The sequence below is a fragment of the Synechococcus sp. MU1655 genome (assembly GCF_023630655.1).
In the GTDB taxonomy this organism is placed as follows: domain Bacteria; phylum Cyanobacteriota; class Cyanobacteriia; order PCC-6307; family Cyanobiaceae; genus Synechococcus_C.
In genome coordinates, this window is record NZ_JAKUHK010000217.1 from 1 (window position 1) to 3,548 (window position 3,548).

At 58.5% G+C, this 3,548-nt stretch carries 4 protein-coding genes and 1 pseudogene; 2 read left to right on the plus strand and 3 right to left on the minus strand.

What is annotated here, in order from left to right; genetic code table 11:
- Positions 1 to 530 (plus strand): annotated as a pseudogene (gene secA / locus NCN04_RS09525) (preprotein translocase subunit SecA); the annotation flags it as partial.
- An 11-nt stretch (positions 531 to 541) separates the two neighbouring features.
- Here the strand turns inward: secA and cysE are convergent.
- Positions 542 to 1,288: a serine O-acetyltransferase gene (gene cysE / locus NCN04_RS09530; protein WP_250395930.1), complete on the minus strand. Its 747-nt coding sequence runs from the start codon at positions 1,286 to 1,288 to the stop codon at positions 542 to 544.
- Between the two features lie 80 nt (positions 1,289 to 1,368).
- Positions 1,369 to 2,358 carry a GntR family transcriptional regulator gene (locus NCN04_RS09535; RefSeq protein WP_048348413.1) on the minus strand — a complete coding sequence of 330 codons (990 nt, stop codon included), beginning with the start codon at positions 2,356 to 2,358 and terminating at the stop codon, positions 1,369 to 1,371.
- A 103-nt stretch (positions 2,359 to 2,461) separates the two neighbouring features.
- Here NCN04_RS09535 and NCN04_RS09540 point away from each other — a divergent pair, with 103 nt between their 5' ends.
- On the plus strand, positions 2,462 to 3,241 hold the full coding sequence (locus NCN04_RS09540) for a dienelactone hydrolase family protein (protein WP_250395931.1): 780 nt from the start codon (positions 2,462 to 2,464) through the stop codon (positions 3,239 to 3,241).
- On the opposite strand, the gene infC is transcribed toward NCN04_RS09540, so the two are convergent.
- Positions 3,232 to 3,548: translation initiation factor IF-3 (gene infC / locus NCN04_RS09545; RefSeq protein ID WP_250395932.1), on the minus strand; the 317-nt coding region annotated here is incomplete at its 5' end. The two genes, NCN04_RS09540 and infC, sit on opposite strands and share 10 nt — an antisense overlap.

Genomic DNA, 3,548 nt, shown 5'->3' on the forward strand with positions numbered 1-3,548 from the left:
ATGGCCGTGAGCTGAAGAAGCAGGTGATTGGTTACGGGGAGCGCACGATGAATGAAATTGTTGAAGCCTATGTGAATCCAGACCTCCCTCCCGAGGAATGGGATGTTTCACAGCTTGTGAGCAAGGTGAAAGAGTTTGTTTATCTACTTGAAGACCTGCAGCCCGATCAACTCCAGGGGCTCTCAATGGATGATCTCAAGGCCTTCCTTCAGGAGCAATTACGCAATGCCTACGATCTCAAAGAAGGCCAGATTGAGGAGTTGCGTCCAGGGTTGATGCGAGAAGCCGAGCGTTTCTTCATCCTTCAGCAGATTGATACTCTCTGGCGTGAGCATCTGCAGGCCATGGATGCCCTGCGTGAATCGGTGGGATTGCGAGGGTACGGACAGAAAGATCCGTTGATTGAATATAAAAATGAAGGCTACGATATGTTCCTGGAGATGATGACGAATATGCGCCGCAATGTGATCTATTCCATGTTTATGTTCAAACCCGCTCCCCCTGCTGCAGCGCAGACCACCTCGGCGTAAGCCCCAGAGCGTTAGTCCCCTAGAAACTCAAGGATTTCTCTGTCCTTGAGGTTTTGGGATTGGCCCGTACTTACTTCACGAATGGTTTCTCCGCTTCCTCCCGCGGCAACAGCGCTTAGGCAGCTTTGTAGTTCGCTCACCTGATTTTCAAGTTGATCAATCCGCTCCATCAAGTTGCGGATCACATTGGCTTCCGCATCAGGTAGAGCTGAGTGCGCCAGGGGGTTAATCCGTACGCCGCTCTGATGGATCACTCGCCCGGGGATGCCCACAACTGTGCAGTTCTGCTCAACACTGCGCACAACGACGGATCCAGCGCCAATCCTGGTGTTAGCACCCACCTCAATGGCTCCCAGCACCTTGGCTCCAGCTCCCACGACAACGTTGTTGGCGAGGGTTGGGTGACGCTTGCCGCTGTCTTTGCCAGTTCCACCCAGGGTCACACCCTGATACAGAAGACAGCGATCGCCAATTTCGCTCGTTTCACCAATCACGACCCCCATGCCGTGATCAATGAACACACCTCGGCCAATCGTGGCCCCCGGGTGGATCTCCACGCCGGTGATTCCTCTGCCCAGCTGGCTCAGCAGGCGTGCCGGCAATTTCAGGGGTAGCCGGGAGCGCCAAAGCCGATGGCTCAGCCTGTGCAAGCTGATCGCTTGAAACCCTGGGTAGCAGAGCAGGATCTCCAATGGTCCCCGCGCCGCAGGATCCCGTTCGCGGATGATCGCAAAGTCGGCCCGAATTTGATCAAGCATGGCCTTGCTGCTTTGAGCCTTTGGCTAATGCACTCATCATCTCGTGCGGGCAACCCTTTTCGCGGCGTATTCGTGCCTGATCAGTGGCTGATCAGGCCAATTTCTTTGCGGAGTAGCTCGATCGTGTCACCACTGAGGTAGCTCTCGGCGCAGTGCACTTGAGGCATCCGCATCAGCTGGGAGCGGTTTTGACGGAGGCTTTGCTCCACTAACGGCATGCTGGGGCGGTCACAGAGCACGTGGCTGGAGGCGCGCAGAAGGGCTAGTAGCCGGCTGCCGATGTCAGGGGTGGCCGTCATCAGCAAGAGGTCATTGCCGCGCATGCTGTGGAGGATCACTTCGGCGGCTCGCAGGATGCCGGGGCTGATGCTCACAAGGCCGACGCAGCTGCCTTGGCGGAGCTCTTTGAGCATCCCCAATTCCGCTTTGAAGTCGTTGAGATCCACCGCAACAGCGCGTACACCGTGTTTCTTGGCGAGCTCTTCTACGGGCTGGAGGAAGTATCTGCTCGTCACCACCGTGCCATTGCTTGCGTTCTCGAGCACGCTCTCGAGTTCTTCCATCGGCACCACTTCCACAGGCACGTTGATGTTGGGTTCGAGTTCTTCTGCGATGAGCATCGAAGCGCCAATGTCTTCACGAGGGGTGCTCACAAGCACCCTGGCGCCGCAGCGCAGGCGCCAATCGATTTCTCGCGTGAGCAGCTCTCTGGTTTGCTGCAGGGTGCAACCCGCGTTGAGCAGGCCATCCACGCATTTGCGCACCTCTCGATCGAGATCGGTGACGCCACGATTGCGGATATGGGGCGGGGTTCGGATCTCCCGTGGCTTCTGTTGATCGCGCACATAGATCCCGGAACCGGCCATTGCTTCCACCACCCCATCGGTTTCAAGTTGGCGGTAAACCTTGCTGATGGTGTTGCGATGCAAGCCGGTCTGCATCGCGAGCTGCCTCGTACTCGGAAGACGATGCCCTGGCGGGTAGTGCCGGGCGGCGATGGCGAAACAGATCTGGTTGTAGAGCTGGGTCGATGCCGGTATGTCGCTTTCCTGTTGGATGTGGAATCGCACGCCGGTGGACCGGATTGATGTGGCCACCTTAAGGACTGGATGGCTTGGTGACAATTGCTGAGCTGATCCTTGCCCTGATCTAGCGGCTTATCTTCACGCGCTGATGCCAAGTTTTTCGATTCTTCCTCCTGTGCTTCCCAAGCCATCGCCAGGGTCCTGGGTAACGCTGAACACCGGTCCAGTGCCCTTGCGCTGCTGGTGGGCGTCCACCAGCAGCGCAAGGCCGGCTACCGGTGCTGTGATCGTGCTTCCCGAGATCTTTGGCCTGAATTGTTGGGTGCGTGGTGTGGCTGACCGCTTGTCGGCGGCTGGTGTTCCGGCCCTCGCGATGCCGTTGTTTGCGCGGACAGCCCCAGAGCTCGAGCTTGGTTATGACCCGGAGTCCACCAGCCAAGGTCGGCGCCATAAGGAGGCCACGAGCGCCGAGGCGATCCTTGCGGATGTTCAAGCTTCGATCGATTGGCTGCGGCATGCGCTTGAAGCCAATGATCGGCCTCTGCGGATCACGGTGGTGGGGTTCTGTTTCGGGGGCCATGCCGCTCTGCTGGCCGCCACCCTGGCTGATGTGCAGGTCAGCTTGGATTTTTATGGGGCAGGGGTGAGCCGTGGGCGGCCCGGTGGAGGAGCCCCCAGCTTGGAGTTGCTGCCCTCGGTGCAGGGAGAGCTGCATTGTTTGTGCGGCAGCCTTGATCCCCTGATCCCAAGGTCGGATCAACAGGCGATTCAAGCGGCATTGCAAGCCGAGGATCCCTCTGGTTTGCGCTTGCGTTACAGCGCATTTGAGGGGGCTGATCACGGCTTCATGTGCGAAGCCCGAGATCAGTACCACCAGGCCTCAGCGCAGGAGGGCTGGCGACTGCTGCTGGAGGCGGCTCAGTCTTGAGTGCTGATCCGACGAGCGGGTGAAGGGATGGTGCGTACGGCTTTGTTCACCACTTCTTCGTCCTTGTCTTTCTTGACCAGCGGCGCTTTGCGGGGGGTCAGAAACATGATCATGTTGCGGCCTTCGCGCTTCGGAGGCTGCTGCACCTCGGCGGGCTCTTCCAGGTCTTTGGCCATTCTGCGCAGCAACACCTCCGCTAAGGCGGTGTGCTGAATCTCCCGGCCTCGGAAAATAACCGTGCATTTCACCTTGTCGCCCGCCTTGAGGAAGCGCTGGGCTTGACCGATGCGGACGTCGTAATCGTGCT

Excerpts from the sequence above, each read along its gene's own strand:
- cysE (WP_250395930.1), bottom strand. The coding sequence starts at position 1,288 with ATGCTTGATCAAATTCGGGCCGACTTTGCGATCATCCGCGAACGGGAT.
- NCN04_RS09540 (WP_250395931.1), top strand. The coding sequence starts at position 2,462 with ATGCCAAGTTTTTCGATTCTTCCTCCTGTGCTTCCCAAGCCATCGCCA.